The sequence below is a fragment of the Paraburkholderia sp. EG304 genome (assembly GCF_046543485.1).
GTDB lineage: Bacteria > Pseudomonadota > Gammaproteobacteria > Burkholderiales > Burkholderiaceae > Paraburkholderia > Paraburkholderia youngii.
On record NZ_JBKGUA010000082.1, the window covers coordinates 1 to 17340 of the forward strand.

Annotated in this window: 15 protein-coding genes and 1 pseudogene; 10 read left to right on the forward strand and 6 right to left on the reverse strand. The window is 59.7% G+C overall.

All coding sequences use genetic code 11. The annotated features are described in order from the left end of the window. Positions 1 to 145: 145 nt before the first annotated feature. From ACLFKU_RS39565 to ACLFKU_RS39590, 6 genes and pseudogenes are all read left to right on the forward strand, one after another. Positions 146 to 2194, forward strand: a pseudogene (locus ACLFKU_RS39565) (LamG-like jellyroll fold domain-containing protein). Between the two features lie 41 nt (positions 2195 to 2235). Continuing rightward, positions 2236 to 3198, forward strand: coding sequence for a glycosyl hydrolase family 28 protein (locus ACLFKU_RS39570; RefSeq protein ID WP_410852837.1), 963 nt, complete (start codon positions 2236 to 2238; stop codon positions 3196 to 3198). Positions 3199 to 3341: 143 nt separating this feature from the next. Next, positions 3342 to 3974 (forward strand): hypothetical protein, encoded by a 633-nt coding sequence (locus ACLFKU_RS39575; RefSeq protein ID WP_410852838.1) that lies wholly within the window; start codon positions 3342 to 3344, stop codon positions 3972 to 3974. Continuing rightward, positions 3971 to 5959, forward strand: coding sequence for an integrase (locus ACLFKU_RS39580; protein ID WP_410852839.1), 1989 nt, complete (start codon positions 3971 to 3973; stop codon positions 5957 to 5959). Before ACLFKU_RS39575 ends, ACLFKU_RS39580 begins: the two co-directional genes overlap by 4 nt. Before the next feature lie 25 nt (positions 5960 to 5984). Then, a complete protein-coding gene (locus tag ACLFKU_RS39585) occupies positions 5985 to 6962 on the forward strand; it encodes an AAA family ATPase (RefSeq protein WP_410852840.1) in 978 nt (325 codons plus the stop codon). After that, positions 6949 to 7620, forward strand: a complete 672-nt coding sequence (locus tag ACLFKU_RS39590; RefSeq protein WP_410852841.1) for a hypothetical protein — start codon at positions 6949 to 6951, stop codon at positions 7618 to 7620. The genes ACLFKU_RS39585 and ACLFKU_RS39590 overlap by 14 nt, the downstream gene beginning before the upstream one ends. Positions 7621 to 7655: 35 nt before the next feature. Here the strand turns inward: ACLFKU_RS39590 and ACLFKU_RS39595 are convergent, their stop codons facing one another. The 3 genes from ACLFKU_RS39595 to ACLFKU_RS39605 form a co-directional block, all read right to left on the reverse strand. Then, positions 7656 to 8330, reverse strand: coding sequence for a hypothetical protein (locus ACLFKU_RS39595; protein WP_410852842.1), 675 nt, complete (start codon positions 8328 to 8330; stop codon positions 7656 to 7658). Positions 8331 to 8597: 267 nt separating this feature from the next. Beyond that, positions 8598 to 8858: a hypothetical protein gene (locus ACLFKU_RS39600; protein ID WP_410852843.1), complete on the reverse strand. Its 261-nt coding sequence runs from the start codon at positions 8856 to 8858 to the stop codon at positions 8598 to 8600. Positions 8859 to 9210: 352 nt separating this feature from the next. Beyond that, a complete protein-coding gene (locus ACLFKU_RS39605; protein ID WP_410852844.1) occupies positions 9211 to 9405 on the reverse strand; it encodes a hypothetical protein in 195 nt (64 codons plus the stop codon). A gap of 185 nt (positions 9406 to 9590) precedes the next feature. Here ACLFKU_RS39605 and ACLFKU_RS39610 point away from each other — a divergent pair, with 185 nt between their 5' ends. Further along, entirely contained in the window at positions 9591 to 9824 is a 234-nt protein-coding gene (locus ACLFKU_RS39610; protein ID WP_410852845.1) for a hypothetical protein, read from the forward strand. A gap of 952 nt (positions 9825 to 10776) precedes the next feature. Here the strand turns inward: ACLFKU_RS39610 and ACLFKU_RS39615 are convergent. Then, positions 10777 to 11385, reverse strand: coding sequence for a hypothetical protein (locus tag ACLFKU_RS39615; protein ID WP_410852846.1), 609 nt, complete (start codon positions 11383 to 11385; stop codon positions 10777 to 10779). Between the two features lie 558 nt (positions 11386 to 11943). Here ACLFKU_RS39615 and ACLFKU_RS39620 point away from each other — a divergent pair. The 3 genes from ACLFKU_RS39620 to ACLFKU_RS39630 all read left to right on the forward strand — a co-directional run bounded on the left by ACLFKU_RS39620 (position 11944) and on the right by ACLFKU_RS39630 (position 16153). After that, on the forward strand, positions 11944 to 12435 hold the full coding sequence (locus ACLFKU_RS39620) for a hypothetical protein (RefSeq protein WP_410852847.1): 492 nt from the start codon (positions 11944 to 11946) through the stop codon (positions 12433 to 12435). A 251-nt stretch (positions 12436 to 12686) separates the two neighbouring features. Then, a complete protein-coding gene (locus ACLFKU_RS39625) occupies positions 12687 to 13517 on the forward strand; it encodes a hypothetical protein (protein ID WP_410852848.1) in 831 nt (276 codons plus the stop codon). Positions 13518 to 14329: 812 nt separating this feature from the next. Continuing rightward, the gene (locus ACLFKU_RS39630; RefSeq protein WP_410852849.1) at positions 14330 to 16153 is read left to right on the forward strand and encodes an NACHT domain-containing protein; all 1824 of its coding nucleotides are present in this window, start codon (positions 14330 to 14332) and stop codon (positions 16151 to 16153) included. A 42-nt stretch (positions 16154 to 16195) separates the two neighbouring features. Here the strand turns inward: ACLFKU_RS39630 and ACLFKU_RS39635 are convergent, their stop codons facing one another. Both ACLFKU_RS39635 and ACLFKU_RS39640 read right to left on the reverse strand, forming a co-directional pair. Further along, positions 16196 to 16723 (reverse strand): RES family NAD+ phosphorylase, encoded by a 528-nt coding sequence (locus ACLFKU_RS39635; RefSeq protein ID WP_410852850.1) that lies wholly within the window; start codon positions 16721 to 16723, stop codon positions 16196 to 16198. Beyond that, a complete protein-coding gene (locus tag ACLFKU_RS39640; protein ID WP_410852851.1) occupies positions 16720 to 17091 on the reverse strand; it encodes a DNA-binding protein in 372 nt (123 codons plus the stop codon). The genes ACLFKU_RS39635 and ACLFKU_RS39640 overlap by 4 nt, the downstream gene beginning before the upstream one ends. Positions 17092 to 17340 lie beyond the last annotated feature (249 nt).

A 17340-nucleotide genomic window follows, 5' to 3' on the forward strand; every position in this document is an offset into this window, starting at 1 on the left:
GCTCCAATACGCCGATCATCGAGTGGCCCGATTGCGCCGATCATGCACTGGCTCGATTGCGGCGATCATCCGGTGGCTCGATTACGCCGATCCCGGAATGGCTCGAATATGCCGGTCAGTGACACCATATGAACGGAATCGCGATATGGATCGAACCAGAACAAACAGTTTTACCTTGGCAGTGTCGCGCCGCACCTTTTTGCACAGCCTCGGCGCGTTGCCGCTGAGCGCATGCGGCGGGGGGCGGCAGCGTCGGCGAAGCGGCCGTGAGCCGCTCGGCCGTTGCGAGGGCGGTGAGCATCAACGCGGCGAGCCTGGTGTTCGGACGAGCGGCAACCGGCGAAGCCGCCGTTGCGACGAGCGGCGCGTTCGTGCATCCGGGGCTCCTGCACACGCAGACCGACTTCGACCGCATGGCGCAGAAGGTCGCCGCCCAGGCGCAGCCCTGGTACGCCGGCTTTCAGGTGCTGACCGCCAACGGCCACACGCGACTGTCTTGGCCGCCCCGGCCGTCCGCGCAGATCAATCGTGGCGGCACCGGACCGCAGAACTATCCGCAGCTGTATGGCGACATCGCCGCCGCCTACGCTTGCGCGCTGTACTGGAAAGTCACTGGCGACACGGCATACGCCGACAAGGCGGTGCAGATCATGAACGCGTGGTCCTCGACGCTGCAGAGTCTCGCAGGCGACACCAACGTCGATCTGGCCGCCGGCATCTATGGCTACGAGTTCGCGATCGTCGGCGAGATCATGCGCAGCTACCCTGGCCTCGCCGCAGCGGACCTCACGGCGTTCCAGTCGATGATGTCCAACATCTTCTATCCGATCAACATCGACTTCCTAAACCGCCACAACAACACCGACTACACGCACTACTGGGCCAACTGGGACCTTTGCAGCATGGCGTCGATCATGGCGATCGGCGTGCTCTGTGACGACCGCGCGATGTTCGACGAGGCGGTCAACTACTACCTGAGCGGGCTTGGCAACGGTGCGATCGCGCAGGCGGTCTACTACCTGCACCCGGGCTACCTCGGCCAATGGCAGGAGAGCGGGCGCGACCAGGGGCACAACAACCTCGGCATCGGGCTGTGCGGCGCCATCTGCGAGATGGCCTGGAACCCGGGCATCGATCTCTACGGCTACGACAACAACCGCTTCCTCGCCGGCGCGGAGTACGTGGCGAAGGCCAACCTCGTGCAATCCAACGGGACTTACCTCACGGTGCCGTACGAGAGCTACGCGAATGTCGACGTGGTGCAGCCCGGGTTTTCGACGGCGTCGCAAGGTGATATCCGTCCGATCTGGGCGCTTGTCTACAACCACTATGTCAATCGCAAGGGGCTGGCCGCGCCGTGGTCCGAGAAGTTCCCGCTCGCGATCCAGCCGGAAGGCGGCGGCAACTACGGTGCGACGAGCGGCGGCTACGACCAGCTCGGCTACGGCACGCTCGCCTACACGCGCGATCCGGTGACGCCGGCTGGTACTACGTCGTCAGCGCGACGACGGCAGCGGGCGAGAGCGCGAACTCGAACGAGGTCGCCGCGGTGACGGCCGTGCAGTTGCATACCTGGCTGAGCTTCGACGAGTCGAGCGGCACGACCGCGGCCGGCGCGACCGGCAACGGCCATACGGGCACGCTAGTCGGCGGCGCGTCGCGCACCGCTGGCAAGTCCGGCAACGCGGTGCTGCTCGACGGCTCGAGCGGCTACGTCAGCCTGCCAAACGACATCGTCGGGGACGTCTCGGATTTCACGATCGCGACGAGGGTGTTCCGCAATTCAAACAGCACGAAGCAATGGGAGCGCGTGTTCGATTTCGGCACGCGCACCGGCCATTACATGATGCTCACCCCCGACAGCAGTGGTGGCACGGTGCGCTTTTCGATCACGCTCAACGGGTCTCACAACGAGAGTCAGGTCAATGGCAACGCGCCGCTGCCGAGCGGGCAATGGACCCATGTGGCCGTGACGCTCTCGGGCACGACGCTCACGCTGTACATCAACGGCAGCCAGACCGGCCAGACGACGGGCGTGGCGTTCGCGCCGTGGCATCTCGGTCCGAGCGCGCAGAGCTGGATCGGACGTTCTCAGTACGCGGCGGATCCGTACTTCAACGGAGCGATCGACGAGTTTCGCATCTATCGCGGCGCGCTACCGCCGGATCAGATCGCGACGCTCGCGCAGGGTTGATTGTCAGCGTGAACTTCTTCGTCAAAAGGATGACCGTTTCAATGAAAATGAACCACAACGCCAGCCTCTTCATCTCCGCTATCTTCCTGAGCGCGGGCTCAGCGGGCGCGCAATCGCTGGCGACCGGCGATAGCCGGTCGGTCAGCGAACCGGCCTATCCCGGCGTCTGCCAGACGCTGTACGCGAATTTCTCCAGCTCGCAGCGCTCGTCGCCTCCGGCCACCGACGACACGAGCCGCCTTCAGGACGCACTGAATCAGTGTGCGGGAACCGGCCAAAGCGTGGTGCTTGCGTCATCGGGCTCCAACGATGCGTTCTACACGGGCAGCCTGACGATCAATGGCGCGGGCCTCGCGATCAACGCGGGCGCGACGCTCATCGGCAACAACTACGCGAGCAATGCCAACTTGCTGCAATTCTCGGGCACCAATGCATCGCTGATGGGACCGGGAACCGTCGACGGGCGCGGCGACCTAATCTTCGGAACGCCGAGGCTGGTGCAGGCCAGCAAGATTTCGAACTTCATCGTCTACAACGTGACGCTGGCGCAGGCCGCGCATCCGAATCTCTATGTGGAAGGCGGCAACGGCTTCACCGCCTGGGGCGTGTCCATCCGTACGCCCGCGACGCGCAAGAACGCCGATGGCATCGATATCGATAGCCTCACCAACGCATCGGTGATCAACTCCGACATCGAGGCCGGCGACGACGGCATCGCGATCAAGACCAACTCCGGCAACATCTCGAACGTCACCGTTGCCAATACCCGGCTGCATGGGACGCACGGCCTCTCGGTGGGCGGCATCGACAAGAACACCGTGTCGAACATCCTGTTCCAGAACAACTACGTGTACGGGAATGATCTGAACGGCACGCCGTCGACCGACGCCAACGGCATCAACGTGAAGACCGGCCCATGCGCGCTGACGGTGAGCCAGGTGAGCTACGTCAATACCTGCATGGTCGATGTCGTAGAGCGAAGTAAAGTTGTCACCGATCAATGACCGCCAGCACAGGGCGGGAGCCTTCGAGTTGACGACATTACTTCGTTTACCAGCGAAGTAATGTCGTCACTTCGCATCAGTGCGCATTAAAATCGTCAATTCCAGTTCGTCCTAGACCATGAAACCTCTGGCAGGTGGAGCACATGGTCAACGTTTTGCGAAGCTTCGAGCCGCTCGCGCTACCGCGTCCTCGTGGCGCGCACCGGTATGACCTCTTCAGTCCAAAGCTCGGGAGACGCCTGACGCTGTACAGGCGCAGCGCGTTCGAAGCCTGGCTGATGCTTGAGGCGGACCCTGCTATAAAAAATTTCTGTGAAAGGCCTGGCTTCGTGGCAATCCACGGGCAACGGCGCGTAGTCGATTTCTGGGCAAGGTCGGATGACCGTGAATGCCTGGTGCTATTGGAAGCAACGCTGGTGAACGGTCTGCCGCAGAGTTGTACTGACTTCGATCCGGATGCCTTCGACATCCGGCACATCGATATAGCAGATAGGGCGGCTGCGCGCGTCTGGACCGAAAACTGGCAGCGTATCCTGCCCGTGATGATTGCCGCCCGCGGCCTCGTCAAGCCTTCGCTCCCCGGGGCAATCGAGCGCTTCGTCGCGTCGCCTCAATCGTTGATGGCGATAGAGCGTGAGTTTTCAACGGGCGACCCTTCGCTCGTCCGCGCCGCTGTCTTTGAACTCTTGCACCGTGGTCGCATCCAGGCATTGGAGTTGCACACGGAAAGCCTGTCGTTTCTGACGCGCTTCGTTGCGATCCTGGTCAAGTCATGAGCCGCCGCCGACCTGATTTCCAGACCCTGGACCTCGCTTCGTGGCCGACACTAGCATGGACAGAACTCGACGCCACCGCGCGCAGTCGTGTGCAAAGACATATCGACGCCATTGAACGTTATGCAGGCGGTGAAACTGTAGGCAGTATCGAGAACACAACGGGGGTCGACCGCAAACAGCTTTACCGGTTTCTCGATAGAGCGCTCTCGTTACATGCCGATGGGCGGATATACGGCTTTCGTGCTCTTGTCGTTCATGTCCGCGTGACGGAATATACACGCCTGCTGCCCGTCACCTTGCGTAGTGAACGGGGCGGTGCTGTCGGTGCGCTTTCCTTGCTGCTCGAGCGGTATCCCAAGCTCGCTGCGTGGCTCGTCCTGCAGATCAGACAGCGCCGCGTGACGCTCAGGCAGTTACCTTCCGCCGAGGGCATCCGGATCAGGCTGCACGGATTAAGATCGTTGCATCAAAACTTCTTGCAGGAATGCAGGCGATTGGGTTTAACGGCCGCCGACTATCCGTTCAATACCGCCGGGCGTGGGATCCGGTCGCTGTCCTCGCGCATAAAAGCGGAGCTGTTGCGCGGATTCGGAACGGTCGCAGTCGCTGCCGGTGCCTCGCACCTGAAGGGACTGCCACGTGCCGACGATGCACCCGTTCCTGCGGCGACGCGGCCGTATCAGGTGGTCGAATTCGATGGTCACCGGCTCGATATACGGCTTAAGGTTGTGGTTCGCGATCCGCTCGGCTTCGAGCATGAGTTTGAAGTCGAGCGGGTGTGGCTACTGGTGATCATCGACGTATGCACGCGGGTTGTGCTCGGCTATCACCTGGCGCTGAGCCGCGAATACAGCCGTTACGATGTAATCAAGACGATCGAGAACGCGCTGGAACCGCGGCCGATGCGAGCCTTCACCATCCCCGGACTCGTCTGCCAGCCGCAGGATGGTTTCGCGTCACAGTTCATGCCCGAGCTTGCCTACGTCAGTTGGGAATGCATCAGGCTCGACAATGCGAAGGCAAACCTTGCGGGCGAAACGCTGGCTGCACTTTGCGAGTTCGTTGGCTGCGTCGTCAGTGCGGGGCCGAAGCACAGTCCGGACGAGCGCCCGTATATTGAGCGATTTTTCGGAACGATCGCCAGCAAGCTCTCCTCGCGCTTGCCGGGCTACACTGGCTCTCATCCTCGCGATCTGCGGCGCGCGCTGGCCGACCCGAAAGGTAGTCTTCGTCTATATGTGTCGCTCGATGAGCTGGACGAGCTGATCGCTTATGCGATAGCAAGCTATCACGGTACGCCTCACGGCGGGCTGAATGGTGTGACGCCACTCGAAGCGATGGAGTTCTTCGTTCGTGGAAGAGGGCATTTGCTGGCCTGGTTGCCAGAAGTGCGCCGGCGAACGTTATGTCTCATGCAATCGGCGCGGCACTGCCGTGTGCGCGGCTACCTTGCGCTCGGCGTACGGCCCCACATTAACCTGTTCGGCGTGCGCTATACCAACGTCGTCCTTGCCGGCAGCGCCCAACTGATCGGCCAGTCACTTCGCGTCTACATCAACGCCGACGATCTTCGCTGCGTGCGTGCTTTCCTCGCCGATGGAAGTGAGCTCGGCGTCCTTGACGCACAAGGTGCCTGGCGCGTGCTGCCGCACAACCTGACGTTGCGCACAGAAATCCTGAAGGCGAGAAGCAGCAGGAGATCAGGACATATGGCAGACGCTGAAAATCCGATCGACGCCTATGTACAGACGAAGGTCGCAGCAGCGAACAGGTCACGAAGGGCGGCCTCCGATGCTGCGCGTACGCTGCGCCTTCTCGCAAACGCACCAACGGCCAAAACGCCGACAGGTCCGCTGGGAACTGATGCACTTTCAGCAGCGCCGCCAGCGAAAGCAGCGGAGGGGACCGCCGTGGTCGCCGATACAACACCTGTTGAACCGGTTCGTCCGCGCGCGCTTGGTATCGGGACGGGACAGGTTTTCTAACAGGTGGTTTTAACAGGAGAGAGCCATGGCGCTTCAGGCCTTGCGTCCAGTCGATCCATCGCTGCATCCGCTCGTCACCGGAAACTACCGGATCGCCACACCGGCGATCGAAGCGTTCTATGGACTCGTCTTGAGTTGCCTTCGCTACCGTGTGACGGGCGCGCTGATTTACGGCGCTCCGAGGATTGGCAAGACGCGTTCGATAGAATACCTACGCCTGCTGCTCGCCAGAGAACATCCGAAGGTGACAAGCTACCACGCCCGGTGTGAGCACAAGCCGAGGCACGCAGAAGGTCCATTCTTCTCAAACCTGCTGGAAGCCGTCGGCGATCACGATCCAAATTCGGGCACCAACCCCGCGAAACGTATGCGGCTGTCGCTTCGCATCCGCGAAGCGGCTTCGCGGGCTGGCAGTGGGACGGTTCTGCTCTTTTGCGATGAAGCCCAGCGCTACAACGAAAACGAATACGAGTGGCTGAGGGATGTGCACGATGCCCTCGACCGCCAGCAAATCAAACTGTTCACCTTCCTCGTGGGTCAACAGGAACTTCTCGCCCAGAAGAGCGCGCTGCAGATCGCGGGCAAAACTCAGATCGTGGCGCGCCTGATGGTCGAAGAACTTGCTTTCCAGGGAATCCGCAATGCCGAAGATGTTGCCACGTGTCTGAACGGATACGACCAGACGGCCTATCCCGAGGGGACGCAATGGAGCTTCACGAGATTCTACCTGCCACAAGCGTTCGAGGCAGGTTATCGACTTGTCAGCGATGCGGTCGTACTGTGGAATGCCTTCGAAGCCGCCCATCACAGGGCGACCCTGGCTGGGCGTCTCGAAATCCCGATGGAATCGTTCGCGCGGGCCGTCGAGATCGTACTCAAGGATAGCGAACTCAGGGATGCTCCGGGGTATTGTCCGGACGCCTCGTTGTGGGCCCACGCAGTTCGGCACTCCGGCTATGTTCAGTCGCGCCATGCAACCGGTCGGGTGCTTGTCCACGCGTAAGGAGGCGCCCGCGCTCATTGCGCCGCGCTTCCCGATACTCAGTCTCGACGAGCGACGGCTGACCCCGGCACTCGGCTTCATATTCGATGCAAGGTGGCTGTTGCCAGGCGAGTCGATCGTATCGATCCTGTGGAAGTTCGCGCGTGCGAACGGACTTCCTGGGCATGCGCTGGTGCGGTTGGTGGGCGTTGACATCGACCCGTACGAAGGCGTTGAGCCGATGCGCGATGCCGTCGATGTGAAGCATCTGAGCCGCATGCTGCTACTGCCTGGCAAGGTGCTGCGCGCTTCACTCCTTGAGGCCGGCCAGCGGGGAAGGCATCACCCGGTCTTCCGGTATTGCAGGCAATGCATATTGCTCGGTCATCACAGCGTCACGTACCAGATGTTCAGCGAAAACCGTTGTCCCGCTCACCGACGAAAGCTCGAGACGCAATGCCATAGGTGCGGGCGGGAAACACCCTATATCCTCAACGCGAGTCTTGTGGGCTCGCCGTATCACTGTGCGCAGTGCGGCTTGCTTTACGCGACTCAATCTCCTCCAGCATTTACATTGAAGCCAGTGATGCGCAAGGAGCATCGTATTGCCATCGCGCGACATTTCCACCATCGCATGGCAGGCAGATTTTGCCTTGGCAAGGATGAACGCGACCTGTAGCTCGCCGCATCTGAGCAGGGGGATGCTTGATGGAGCTAAAGCGTCCAATCATCTTCGCCATGAAACTGTCGTGCGAAATACGCAAAAACTGGTGTTGACGACTTTACTTCGCTTTTGGTGACAACTTTACTTCGCTCTACGACCAGCAGGCGGGATAGCTCGTTGAGCGCCGCCATCTGCTTCGCACGCAACCGCGCGTTCCGCTGCTGCCGGCGCAGCGCTGCTGTCGCGTCAGCATCTTGACCCGCGTGGTGGGCGGCAAACAGGTCGAGCAGTTCCTTTTCCGTATGAAAGCCGTGCGGGTCGTGCGTCGCGGCGAACTCGTCCAGCGACGGCACGACGGCCGCATCCGGCCCGGCGGGCGTGCCAAGAGCCGCCGGGCGGATCGCCAGCAGCCGCGCGGTCGCGAAATCGTGTCGTTTGCGCGCGGCGGCGACGAATGCCGTCACCAGCCAGTTGCGCGTGGCTTCCGCCTTGCGGGCGTCGCGCCCGAACTCCAGATACTGGTCCGCCAGGTCGGCGAGATCCAGCCTCTCCAGATACCCGCGGAAGAACGCGAGGTGCTGCAGCCCGATCCGCCGTGTGTCGGTCTGTCGGCGGCGGGCCTGCCGCAGTCGCGCTTTCCTGCCAGCAGCCCGGGCTGTTGTGCGGCCGGGCCCGATCGGTGTTTCGCGAAACGCGACATCCTCGACTTCGCCGGTGATCAGCATGTGGTCCCTGTCCAGTACGGAAACTGTGATGTTCGTTACGTGTTGCGGCCGGGCGATCGTCCCGGACCGGGTGTCGCTCCGCCGGCCGGTGCATTGGGTACCCGATCGGAAGCCCTTGTGTGGCGGGGCTCCCGGGAGACACGCGCAAAAATGTACCCGGTTTCGTGCAAAAAATGAAGGCCCGGATAGTTGGGGCTATCCGGGCCTTCATTTCTGGACACAACTTGCCGGCGTCTGTTTTTACCGCTCACGCAACTTATTCTGTTACTACTTTTCAACCAATTTTGTTACTACCGCCCGGCGCTGCCCGTGGATGAACAGATTCCGTCCGATTGCGAGCGCCGTCATCTGGTCCAACCCGTGGTGGCGCCACGTCCGGTCCGCAACTGACAGCGCGTGACGGTATCGGCCGGCCGCACTGGCCGGTTTCCCGGCTTCGCTCCAGAAGCCGCGACGGGCGTTGACGCGGTCGATGAACAGTTGATAACCAGCTGCGACAGTCTCAGACACCGGCGTGGGCTTGATCACCGGCACCGTGGCCGGGTAGGGGAGCGTGACCCACCGACGTGCGGGAAGATCGTCGCGCAGCGCCGCAGCCTCGCTAACGCGACCGCGGGCGTCGCGGCGAAACGATGGCTACGGGGTAATCTCGATTGGCGGATCGGGTCGGTTCCGGGGTGGGCGCGGCCTGGCGATCGATGCCCGCTGATCGCGTCACCGGGTCATTGCGCCGTGGGGTGTAGGAAGAGCCCCGGCGGGCGTGATTCCGTAAGGCGCTTGTCGTGATGCTGCTGTCGGGGCGCCGCTGGACTGGGCCGCAACTGCCGGGGCTGCGACCGGAACCGGCCACAGGCGATCACGGCGAAGGCTGTCGGCGAATTCAGAAGCCGAGGCCGACACCGACGCCCACACCACCACCAAAGCTGCCGCCGCCGACGCCGATTCCAATGCTAGTGCTCGGCGCGTAATAGCCGGGGCCATATCCGTACGCGGGATCACCGTAACCGTACGGCGGAGCGACGACGCAGCCGGCGAGACCAGCCCCTAAAGCCAATACGCCGAATAGTCTAATCATGATCTTTCCCTCCAGAAAACTGGCATGCAATATCCAGTCCAAGGGGCGGCCTCACGGACGCGGCTTTTTTTTGGTTGACAACAGAGTCTGTCGACGCTCTGTGAATCGGGTTCGCCGCCCGCGAGTTCCGCGACGGCGAAGCTCAGGCAATCGTTCTCGCTGATGCCAAGAAGGTAAAAGCCGTGATGGAATCGAACGATGTCTATCACTACAGCGCCGCGAAGGTCGCCATGCACAAGGGCATGCTCAAAAAAGGCCTGTTCGAGGTACCACTGGTTGCTCCGAGGAGTCGCGGGCTGCACTGGATCGAAGGATTTCACCAGGCGAACGCAGCTATCAAGGAGGGCATGACGGTGGTACCGATTGGCACTTCCCTTGCCCTTGCTCAGCGACTGAAGACGCTGGTCGGTGCCAGCTGACTACACGGGAGTCAGCCCTGATGATTTATCTGACTGCGACGCGACCGTCATGTGAATTGGGGTGCCGTCAATAAAGGGGTTTTTTCGTACTCCAGGCGCTCGGGGCGTGCGCCGCGAGCGTCGCTGATCGACCCGAAGCCGGCCATCGAGGTTCGAAAGGCCGTTCTAAGGGGCACTGCGGCGATTCACCCCTTGCAGTCCACGCCAATCATCGCCGATCAAATCACGGCCGCGCACCGCCCCCTCTTGAGAACCTTCTAATGGCATCGCCGCGTGCGCGGTCTTCGCTGACCTCATTCGGCTTCCTGCTGCTCTGGAGGTGGTCGCGTTGCCGAGCGGGTCGTGCGGCGATTGGACCGGGTCGGATCGCCTTGGTCCACTGCTCTAGATTGGTCGTCGATGGAGGTCGTGCTAATCGAAACCCCAGGAGCTTTGAGTTGGAATCGTGAGGCGCCTATCGCGCCTAACGCGATAACGATTAAGGCGGCACCGAGCGCGTAGCCAAGACCTTGCTTGTCGGGTGGTGCGAAAATCATTACCACGGCCGCTACGAGAAAGAAGGCGAAAGCAAAGGCGATTAGAAGACGCCGAGTCTTTTCCTTTTCTATCGTGATTCGCGTCAACGCTTCTACGCCGGCCTTACCGTAACCACTGCCATCCCCCGTGTGCGCCATGGTTCCCCCATTGTGGGTATGTCCGCTGCAACCATTCGATAGCGATTGGACATTAGACCAAACGGGGCCAGAGTACAAGGTCGATGCGTCGCTATTTCGGCTCTTGCACTCATTATGTCGGGCGACGTCAGCCAGTTTGATTTGTCCAGCCCGCGACTTAAGACTGTTGTCGAACCCGAAGCCGCCGCTCGAAGGGCAAACTGCCGAGACGGGCGAGTGACGCTATCTGGCCGAACGCGGTCCGCGTGTTTGAGCGCCCGAGTTATTTTGTTGGGGATTTAACGGCTATCGCAAGTGGTCAACATGCGGATTATCTTTCCGTTCATGCACTTGTCGAGAGAAGCAAGCGCGGCGGAGGCGGGACCAGCGTCCACGTTCATCGACTCGCGGGAAACGTCACTCAATGTATTACCGACTGGCAGCATCCAGTCTTTCGGCAAGTGATACTTCCTCGCGATAGCTGCAGCCGCCTTCCGGTCAGCGGCTTCGTTATCCATGCCTTTATCGATTAGCGCTTGATTCAGTGCGTCGTATTCTTCGGTGATGCTGACTTCCTGCTGTGTCGATAGGTGCGCTGGATCGGCCTGCAACACCTTCCACTCGGGATCACCTTCCCATACCGTGTGAGCCGGGTTCGGACTGTAGTATGCGTGCGCAAGCTCTCGAAATCTGATCCCACGGGTTTGCTTTACGTCGTCGCGGTTGACCGACACTTCGATAGAATCCGCCCCGAACGTAGACACCTTTTCGGCAATTGCGATCGAAGTAGCCGACCATTCTGCCGCCGTCCCGCCGTTGATCCCTACATACACTTTTGCAACCTTGAGATTATTCTGAAACAGGTCACTTAGCGCTACGTTTTCAATCGAAAAGGGTAGTGCCTTCACCGTCGGCGCATTAGGGTATGTGACTGACGACACCGTATGTACCTCGTCAGACTTCCCGCACGAGCTCAGAGCAATGACCGAAAGGCAAGTCAACATCAAAGCCTTCACCGATTCCCCCGTAATGTGATTTTGTCGTTGAGCGAGATTCTAACCCGGTCGCATTCAGAGCGGGCGTTGCCGTCTCAAGCAGCGCCCGCCATCTTGCGCCTGCCATCGTTTTTGTCGGATTTGTCGACAATTCTGGCACTAGGTGGAACGTCTCAAACTGGCCCGGCTAGAGCCCGACGGCCGGGTGCGACGATCGCATCGGATGCGCATCTCATGCAAACGGCATAACGCGACTCGAAGGGGACCATGACCGGTCGCAACATGAGACGGACGTGGATCGCGCTTTAGGCTTCTTAGCAGTGTTGCTCAGAGTCGCTTTCGGCCGAAAGAGTAGCTAACTCACGTACTTTCGGCTCACCAGCCCTAGAAAAATGCGGTAGCAACGCCTATATTCATCCGCAAAACCCCTGAAGAATAGGCCGCGATTCAGGGCGCGTTTGAGGGGGCACCGTGGGCACCATACAAAAGATGAAAGGCGTGGGGTTTGGTCTTGCTGCAATCGCGTTGACTCTGTTTGGGCTCGCGATCGCGGTGGCGCTCATTTTCGGGATCACGTGGCTCAGCGTTCATTTTGGGCCTTGGCTGCGCCCGGCCTTCTCACTGACATTGCTCGCCTGTATTTTTGGCTTTGTGCCGCTGGCCGCGTTCCGTAAGACGCGAGGTTTTTCGGCGGTCGCGCTCCTGATTGCATCGTTCCTCTTCGGTGCAATCCTCTGGGTCGCGTCAGTATTGGTGACGCTTCAGTTGTGGGGAACGCTGGCGTTATTTATCGGGATTTTTATTATGGGTGTCGGAGTTGTCCCGGTAGCGTTTTTGGCCGCGCTTTTCCACGGTGACTGGTCGGTTTTGGGGAGCCTGGCCATGATGCTTGTTGCGACGCTCGGCGTAGGGGGCTTGGCTATGTGGGTAGGGGCGCGCGCGGAGGCCGATACCACGCCGTAAAGATTGTCGACTAACTGGACGCCTACCGCGAAGGTCCGCTCCTGGCCGTCTACTGCTGCCTGCGACGACTGTAAGGTGATCGACGAATTTTGGTTTCCGGACGGCCAAGATTTGCCGCGGCGTGCGCGTCTACGTAGTCCAGCTGAACGCTGTCGTGGTTCACGCGTACCGAGTCTTCGCCATACAACGTAAGCGCTCGGTTTCTAGCAAACCTGGGCATAATACTCCGTCTAATCCCCAGGGATAGCGCAATGCCAATACTGAGCGGTCTCGCCATCGAGAGGTTTCACACACTCTGCCGCGTCCAGTTCGCCGAGGGTGCGCGACTGCTCGACATGCAGATCGCTCGGATTAACGCCGAGTGTGCTGCGAAAGGGCTGATCGGATCTGGCGCGAGACTTCACATGCTCGAACAAGCCGCGATCACGGCACTGGGAGATCGTGCGATCCAGATCTGGCGGAATATCGTGCGCGTGCATCAAACCTACGGCAATGAGAACGCCGGCGAAGCTGCCAACGAGTTCAAGCGCTTTTTTGAGGACACGCTACGACAGGCATTTGACGAAATCGACGCCAAGCTGCGCGCGGCGCAGTCGTTGGGGGGAGGAAAGCAGCTGTCGCTGGGAAGCTTCCAAGGCGAACTCAACCATCAGATCGACAAGCATTTCGTCGAGATCGACCTCTATTGCGAAGACTCGGCACGCAAGGCAATGACCAACGAAAAACAGACGGCTCACAGCTACAATTTTTATGGCGCCGTTGGCGCGGTGCAGACCGGCGGCAATGCCCTGTCAAATATCTCGCAATCGATTGGTGCGGACGAAAAGGAACGGTTGAAGCAGGCGCTCAGAGAAGTGCTGGCGGAACTTGCGGCCTCGAACGCGGCGGCTGGCACGCGTGAAGAGCTGGAACATGTGATCAACGATTCTGTCAGCGAGCTCGACCAACCGAAGCCCAACGGCCTGAAGCTGACGTCGTTGCTCAACACCGTCGGCCAAACCATTCAGACGCTCTCGGCCGCGCCGCAGGCATATCAGCTCCTCAAGAGTGCTGTGCTTCCCTTGGGCATTGTGCTGCCATAGCCTGTACGACCTGAGGCCCAATTGCTTTGTCGGTGTCGATGTCTGGTCGCCGAAGCTTGCATTCCTCGCGCCGGGCAGAGTGCTCCGATCACGTGCGTATCCGCATCAGCGCTTGTCGGTTTACGACGGTCTGCTGCACGACCGGCAGCGGACGTTCGAACGTCGGCGAGAGGCTTTGAGCGACTGGCTGCAACTGGCCGGGTAGAGGCAGTGCCGCCCGCAATCTGCTCGCCGAAGACCGGCCATTGAGCGAGGGCGGACGAGACCTAGCCTAACGAAACTGCTCGGCGACCTCGACCAGCGACTTGTGACCGTTCGAATCTGAGCCGGTGGGAGTCGGGCCGACCACTGCACCGTCCGGTTACGCGAGGAAGGATCGACAGTATTGATTCTCTTTCGGCTTCGTGATGTGCGGCAGTCGTTGTTGTCCCGCGTCCTGCTAGCATGCGCATAAGGGGAAGCGTCTAAAGACGCGAGCTTGCATTTTGTTGTCGGTGTCAATGCATGTTATGAGGTGCCCATGAATGTCGGAAAATCGGCGCTAGTTAGGTGAGGCATCAGCGGGCACGGCCAAGACCCAAAATATCAAAACATCCATGCGACAGCTATTTGAGAGCGTTACGACAAACATAGGTTGGCTTACGGCGCTGTATGAGACTGTAAGGATTAGCGCATTCGGAAAATCGATCGCGATTCTGATTAGCATAGCCGCCGGACTGTTGGTCTGCCTGCGACTTTTGAACGAATTCAACAGGTGGCGGACCGCAAACAGCGAAAGGGCGCGCATCTCGCGGATACGACTGTCAGAAAACATGGTCGCGTTCGGCGACGCTGAAATACGGAAGGCCGAGCGGCTTTACGTCGAACCCGACTGCGCGCAGACAGATCCGGCGAACGAGTCCGACCTGCTTCGCGTCGCCGCTGTGCGGCAGCCGATACTCAGCGCGGTAGACAATTTTTTCGAAGCTGCGGATGGCCACCGATACTTGATCGTGCTCGCGGACTCAGGAATGGGCAAGACAACTTTCTGTCTCAACTATTTCGTCCAGAAGCAAAGGTCAAAACAAGCCAACGATCGAAAGGTGGCGGTCGTACCATTAGGTCGCGATGACGCGCTTTCGTTGATCTCCCGAATCTCGGAACCGCGCGATACAGTGTTGCTTTTGGATGCTCTTGATGAAGACACTGAGGCCATTGGATCGTTCAACGATCGGCTGAATACGATCATGAACGCAGCACGCGATTTCAGGCGAGTCGTCATTACATGTCGATCTCAGTTCTTCGCGGACGAAATGTCGATCCCAACGGAAACAGGCATAGCCTATTTTGGCGCACGAGCAGGTGGCGAGCGGGGAGAGTACCAGTTTTACAAGCTATATCTGTTGCCCTTCTCCGTTGCACAGGTCAACCGGTACGTGGAACTGCATTTCCCGTTCTTCTTCATTTTCAAGAAAAGACGAGCCCTTTCACTGATCAAGGCAATCGGCGATCTGGGCGCGCGACCCATGCTTATTGAGCAGATCCCTGAACTCGTTAAACAGAAGAAGACATATACGGAGACATTTGACCTTTATGCTTTCATGGTTGATCGTTGGCTCCAACGGGAGAGTCGGTGGATTGACCCGGATAAGCTTCTTGCTGTGTCCAAAGTGATCGCGGTCGATATCTATCTCGGTAGATCGGCTCGTCGGGCCGAAAAGCTAACGGCTCGGGAATTGTCAGCCCTGGCTAGTCAGTGCGACACGGATGTGCAGCAATGGCATCTCACCTCGCGATCGCTGCTAAACAGAGACAGCGCGGGCAACTACAAGTTTGCTCACCGGTCAATCATGGAATTCTTGTTCGTTCTGGCTTTCGTGACGGGGAACGATCGGTGCGCCTCCGACGCATGGACCGATCACATGATCGAACTTTTTTACAGCTGGGGCAGATCCGAGCACTCGTCGAACAACTGGGATGCGATCTCGCAAGTGTTGGCTTCAGACCTGCGCAAAACAAACGTTCTTCCTTTTGCGCACCCGATGAAAGTGCCGGCGATCTTGTCAAAAAGCGAAATATCGAGGATTGGCGACGCGCGACGCCCACCAGCCCATACATTGCCGGCGCGCTGGCATGCTGCACTGATCAGCGTTCGGGATGACGGGGCCGAGATACATGTGAACGATTCGGCTTATCGATCCTTTTATCGTCTTCCCGCGATCTCTACCATTGAGCCAACCGAACGCATGGTCTTCAGGGCGAACATTCACGAGCTGGGCGTCCTAAAGTCCAGTCATGAGGAATCTGTTCTGCCCACGCGGCTTCCTTCTCTTGAAGAGATATTTGCCTTATGGGAAGCCGAGGCGGGCCTGTCACGACCCATTTTCGACCGCGGAGAATATTATTGGCTTGGTGATGTGCTCGATAAGGAGCGACGGCTTGTTTTCAATATCAACGAGGCGCCCGCCAACGACGATCGTGTTTCGCTGGTGGCGCAGATTAAGGAAAGAGGCGGCGGAAATGCTCGCGAATCGCTTAACGTCTACGAGGTGGTCAAACCGGCGAAGATCGTAGCCCTTAGTCAAAGCTTCCCTGCCTTGGCGATTCGGACGACAGTCGGCGAACAAGAGGCGCCGTTACACTGCGGTGAAGGTTGAGCGGGCATTCTATACCAGCGGCATGAGACCTCAGACAGGTGTTCAACGCGACCAACTCGCCTGGTCCCGCGGAAGTTGGCCATCCGGGTCGTTGACCTCGATCGAATTGCCATCGCCGAGGCGGTCGGTAAACACCACGACGTTTGTACCGCTCTCGTGGGTCTGGCTGGGAAACACAATGCCGGTAAAGCCGTGCTCACGAACCATGTCGCTGAGAACCCAGGTCGGGGGCTCGATGTGCAGCTCGAATTTCAGGTGCCGCCAATCCTCGCTCCAGTCGTGCCAAAGGTCGTCCCAAAGAGGGCCGCGGTGGAGTTGCCGCAGGTCGACCAGATTACGCAGCGCGACGGTGTAGGAGCAGACCGTGCAGGGTGGCAGGAACGGCGAGGTTTGCTGGTACTCGCGCAGCGCCGTCAGTTCTTCCAGCGACAAATACAGTGCCTCGACACCTTCACGGTTAAAGCGCCCGCCCTTTGCTGCGGCGCCTGCTCCACTGGCTGGCCGGCTGGCCCAGCGGGGTGTATGTGCGCGGTACAGCACAGTTCCCGCCGGCAAGTGCGTCAGGATCATCCAACAAATCCTGCGCTGATCGACTCCAGATAGTCGATCGCATCCTCAGTCCGCCCGTCTTGGATCAGTTGCAGGATAGTCTTATGGCGAAACGTGGGGATGGGCTGGTTTTTGACCAGAAAAAGCGCTCGCTCGAAGTCCGGCTGCACCGCCGCAGCTGCGGACAGCACGCGCACCAGGTCGCGCAAGGTGGACTGGAGTTTCTGTGACTCGGGATGGGTGCGCAGCGTGTTGCGATGAACACCCGCCAAGGTTGCCAGGTCTTGCTGTTGCAAGCCCAAGACGTTGGCGAGGTTGGCGGCGGATAGACGGGACGTCCCCGCTTCCCGCGCAGACTCAAGGACATCGGCAAAGGCAATGGCGCTCATGGGCCGCTCCAAGTAGCGAACTCTACAAGCACATTATACGCACAGTTTGCGCATAGCTCAACGCTCCGCCTCGCGGAGTCCGTAGTCAATTTTACATAATTCTTTTAATCACCCGACAACTGTGTAGCGGCTAAGTTGTAATGTCCGCTTCTGGCCAAGTTCAAATGTCCGCTTTTGCGCCGCGTAAGCTGTCCTGCCGCCGGTTGTCCGGCACGGGGAGCTTCGATGGCAGTAATAGAACGGATAACG